The sequence below is a fragment of the Clostridium sp. AF20-7 genome (assembly GCF_003479275.1).
Lineage (GTDB): Bacteria > Bacillota > Clostridia > Lachnospirales > Lachnospiraceae > Otoolea > Otoolea fessa.
The window spans coordinates 1-4,926 of the sequence record NZ_QUGF01000021.1; the positions used below are offsets into that span (position 1 = coordinate 1).

The 4,926-nt window shown below is 41.9% G+C and carries 3 protein-coding genes; all 3 read right to left on the bottom strand.

Annotated features, from left to right (window positions below):
* Positions 1–41 precede the first annotated feature (41 nt).
* Positions 42–2,591 (bottom strand): DEAD/DEAH box helicase family protein, encoded by a 2,550-nt coding sequence (locus tag DWX68_RS14335; RefSeq protein WP_347475201.1) that lies wholly within the window; start codon positions 2,589–2,591, stop codon positions 42–44.
* Between the two features lie 252 nt (positions 2,592–2,843).
* On the bottom strand, positions 2,844–3,218 hold the full coding sequence (locus DWX68_RS14340) for an MmcQ/YjbR family DNA-binding protein (protein WP_107001522.1): 375 nt from the start codon (positions 3,216–3,218) through the stop codon (positions 2,844–2,846).
* A gap of 124 nt (positions 3,219–3,342) precedes the next feature.
* The gene (locus DWX68_RS14345; RefSeq protein WP_118630012.1) at positions 3,343–4,617 is read right to left on the bottom strand and encodes a PD-(D/E)XK nuclease family protein; all 1,275 of its coding nucleotides are present in this window, start codon (positions 4,615–4,617) and stop codon (positions 3,343–3,345) included.
* Positions 4,618–4,926 lie beyond the last annotated feature (309 nt).

The window sequence follows — 4,926 nt, forward strand, 5'->3', positions numbered from 1 at the left end:
GGTGGTCTTATTTTAGTGCCTAATTTTAACCATGTAAAATTTTATATTTTTTTTCCCATTAAGTCTTGACTTTTTATTTGCAGGCTAAAGTAACGAGAATGCGGTGTGCCGTTTTTCAATGACTGATCGTTAATAAACTCTGAAAATGCCTGCATCGCCGCCTCATGATCCAGTTTGGCAATTTTGTGTACCATCAGACCAAATGGTGTATCTCCAAACTCCCTCTGGTAGTCTTCCTTACCGCCAAGTTCCGTCGTGAGAATCCGCTCTAACTCCTGATAATCTCCCTGTGTCAGCTTAATATTGTGCGTTAATTTATGAATCGCCAGTGTGTTTCCATGTTCCCCGATATATCGATTAACCTTTTCCCGATAATCCTCAAAATCATATGCCGCATCTAACTGGACACCCTCCTGCTGATCGATAATGGAATCTGTCAAATGAGTCGTGATCGTCCTGCCCCCCTGATCTTGATCCAAAAACCTCATCAGTTCCCGCAATTTCTGCCGGACGCGTTCAAATTGAAGAACATCATTTACCTTCCAAAATTCATCCGTCTGAATTTCTTGTATAAAATCAAGTTTTTCTTTTACCTGAGGAATACTGATCTTGCGCGACAGCAAACCAGCAATCTCACAAAGCACCTTTTTCGCTCTCTTAAAAGACGGCATCTGTTCCATAGAAGCCAGCATCAGACCATACATAAAATTGTCAAACCGTTTAGCCAGCTCATCTTCATCATTCAAATGCACCAGCGGCGCAATATGCTGTAAAAGTTCTCCCTTATCCCCTTCACTGATCACGTCAAAATCCGTCTCTTGTTTAAATTTCTCCACATATTGTAATTTAAGCTTTACAGAAATCAGCTTCGGATCCAACTCCACAAGCTGATTATGGCATCCCGATATCAGTTCCTTCCGCCACTCTTCATAAGTACCTTCCGCATAGCAAGCTTCCTGCGGCAGAGAAATGAGCCGGATTTGTTTTCCAAAAATATTTTCACTTAAGGATTTCGTCTCCTTCGACACAAAACCTTCTATATGTTCACGAAAATATTCAAAATTCCCACAATAATCAAAAATCAGGAAACGTCTTTTATCTGTATACTCCCCGTCTATCGGATCCATGCAGGTAAGTCCCTTGCACAAACGAGTGCCGCGTCCAATCATCTGCCAGAATTTTGCCTTAGAACGTACCTTCTTAAAAAATACAAGATTTACACATTGCGGCACATCAATCCCCGTATCCATCATATCCACCGATACCGCAATAAAAGGAGGCTTATTTTCAACCTTGAAGTCATCAATTACAGTCTGGGCGTATGCATCATCACAAATTACCCTCTGTGCAAATATCCCCTTCTTTTCCGGATAAATATTGGGATATAGCTTGTTGAAGCGTTCCAGAATAAACTCCGCATGCTTTTTATTCTGTGCAAAGATGATTGTCTTTCCAATCCGATCGCCGCCAGCCACATGAATACCACGTTCCATCAGATCCTGAAGCACCATATCTACCGTCACTTCATTAAAGATAAACTTATTCATCGCCGCAGAAGGAATAAATTCTGGCATCTGACCATCTTCCACAAAATCGTCCTCATACCGTTCCTTATCCTTATCGAATAAATCATCATACGTAATTCCTTCATCCAGAAACTTCGTCTTTACCTCATAATTATAATATGGAACCAGCACATGATCCTGATAAACAGCCGTCTCATAATCGTATGCATACGTCGGCACACCATGTTCCATTTCAAAGAAATCATACGTATTCCGATCCACATCCGTTTTCGGCGTAGCCGTCAGACCAACCATGATTGCATCAAAATACTCGAAAATCGCCCGGTATTTCTTAAAAATACTGCGGTGGCTTTCGTCAATAATAATCAAATCAAAATGTGCCGGTGTAAACAAGCGGATGCCATCCTTATTTTTCGTATCATCAATCGCATTTAACATCGTCGGATAGGTTGAAAATACGATACGTGCATTCCGATCATCTTTATTGGTACACAGATTGCAAAGTGACATATCCGGCAGATAATTCTTAAAATCATCCTTTGCCTGTTTTACCAAGGCAGTCCGATCCGCCAAAAAAAGCACATTCGTCACATATTTTCCACGACTCAAAACATCCGTCAAGCTGGAAGCCGTTCTTGTTTTACCAGTTCCGGTTGCCATCACAAGCAAATGTTTCCGATAACCGCGCTGTATCTGTTCGCACACCGCCCGGATCGCTTCTTTTTGATAATAACGATCCGTGATTTTATCATCAATCGGAATCTGCATTAAATCCTTATGTTCCGAACGTCGGTTCATCATCTTCTGCAAATCATCTTTACTGAAAATGCCACTGACCGGACGCTGTGGAGAAGTCTTGTCATCCCAGAAATACGTTTCAAATCCATTCGTCGTAAACATCATCGGTCTGCGGCCAAACTTCCGCTCTAAACAATCCGCATACAGCATAACCTGTTTCCGACCAACATTCGGATTCTTGCTGGTGCGCTTCGCTTCCACCACCGCCAGAGGGCTGCCATCCTTTCCAAACAGGACATAATCACAATAAACGGCAGCTTCCCCCATGTATTATAATCAACCGAGAAACGGAAACTCGGCTCATGAATCAGGGACTGCAAATTGTCCTTGTACGGCATTTGCATCGTATTATCCGCAGAATAGATCCATTTTACCGCCAATTCCAATGCCTTTCTGCATCCTACCGCGCACATTGCAGGGGCGGATGCATATACCCGTTCCGCTTCCATCACCGCTGGCGCAAATAATGCATATTCTTTTGTATTCTTTAAAAATTCAAAGTTTGACATAAGATCCCCCCTATTTGGAAGTATTCTTCTTTTTCTTTGGCGCTGTCAGCTCATAGCTTAACGCAAGTAAATTTTTAATCGGCTCATCCAGCCCCGCATCCCCCAGCAAAACACTGATCCACTTCTCCTTGTTCATATGGTATGCCGGAAAATATCCTTTCTGCCCCCGCAAAGAACCTATCAGCATCGGATCACTCTTTAGATTTATAACATCTATGATATTATCATCCTCCAGCCCCAGCTTACTCCCTGCAACACTCAAAATCACGCCATACCATTTATCATTATCCGCCCGACGCAGCACTGCGTTCGAATCCTTCCACGGATATTCCGCTTCCGTGCCATATTCTTGTTTTACCCATTGAAATAATTCTTCTCTTGTCATTTTGGTGAAACGCCTCGCTTTCGGTTTCAAGGTAAAATATATTTGTTATTTGCAATGTTTGTATTTGTGTAAATATGTTTTTATAGTGCAGTATGATGTTCTGTTTCAGCGACAATTTATCCTTTTACAAAAGCCACCCCAAAAGCTCTCTCTCGAACACCGCCAACGCCCGCTTCACATACTCCCTCCGCGCCGTTTCATCCACAAGTGAAACCGCACACGGATTCATCTGCTTAAAATCCGGCACTTCTGCCTCTTCGCAGTGGCGTTTTCCGTTCGGATAACACCAGGCAAACCACCAGTCCTCCGGCAGAATTATTTCCTTTTTGAGATATCTGGATGCCTCCTGCTTAAGCCCGTCGGTTATATCATCTACCTGATAGCCTTTCGAAAAGCCATCCTTGGAGCTGGCTTCTTTATCAAACAGGCAGAATCCCGCAAACAAATTATGTTCTACCTCAATCCGAAACCAGAGTTCCAGACCCGCTTTTTGAAATTTTGCCTTTTTTACCACATAATTCAATCCAGGATAGGTGCTGTAACAATCATAAAATTTATCATGCTGCGGATCTTGATAGGAATAATATCCACTATCCTTTTCTAATTTCAAACCATATTTTTCTAAAATTGGCTGCATCTGCTGCTGAAATTCTTCAAACACCTGGCGAATCAGCCGCACCTTTGCCTTTTTCATCGATTTTTCAATCTCGATTCCGGCAAGAAATTTTTCCGGCGATTCATACAATGCCTCAATCACTTTATCTGCCACTTTCTTCTCTCTTTCATCCGCTATGCTATGTACCGCATCCAAATATTGCTCCATCACTGCCCGAAATGGCTCTTTTAAATTTTGCAATTCACCTTCCAGCCACCGATAGATATCTTCTGCCCATGAAATACACTGGATTTGCCCTAATGGTAATAAATTTCCTCCGCCTTTCTTCTTCCGGCTGTACTCAGATGGCGGAGTTCCAAAACGGGTTAGATATATCAATCGGGAATTTTGTGCCATCTCAAAGTAATCCGAACACTGTCCTTCCTGTTCCCCCGCATAGATTTTTACCTCGATCGGAATCTGATACTCCGCATTCCGTATGAAAATATCAATTCTTCTCTCTTTATCAATCGGGTACTCTTTGACTACCTCCGTATGCAATAGCAATGTATCGCTTACCGGATCCATTTTCAACACATCTCGGATAAACGATTTCAGAAACCGGATTCCGCAGCCATGCATTCCCTCTGGATTCAGCAGATTGGTCAAAAAACGGCACATGATCACTTCACGGCTCTGTATCTCTAATACATCAAAAATGTTGTAGGCTGATAATTTCTTATGAAATGGTATGTTTTTACAGTTTGTATGAATTTGCGATAGTAAATCTCTATATGTTTCCATTTTTCATTCTCTGGCGATTCCCGTTTGTCTCATTTTTCATTTATAAAACGATTTCTTTTTATCTATCATACCATAAAAAAAACGGTTCTCACAGACTCTATCCAAGGCATCCCTCCAATTTTCTTCACACCAAATCATACCTTATCCTGAATTATTCCCTCTTCAAAAAATCAATGACAATTACGAAAAAATCGTCCTTTCCCTGAATCCCGGAATGGACTCTTCCTATGATGGCATAAAATGTGAACTACTCGGCAACTAAGTTACCAGAGCATCTGAAATCTGGCGGGATACCGCCTTTTTTCAGGG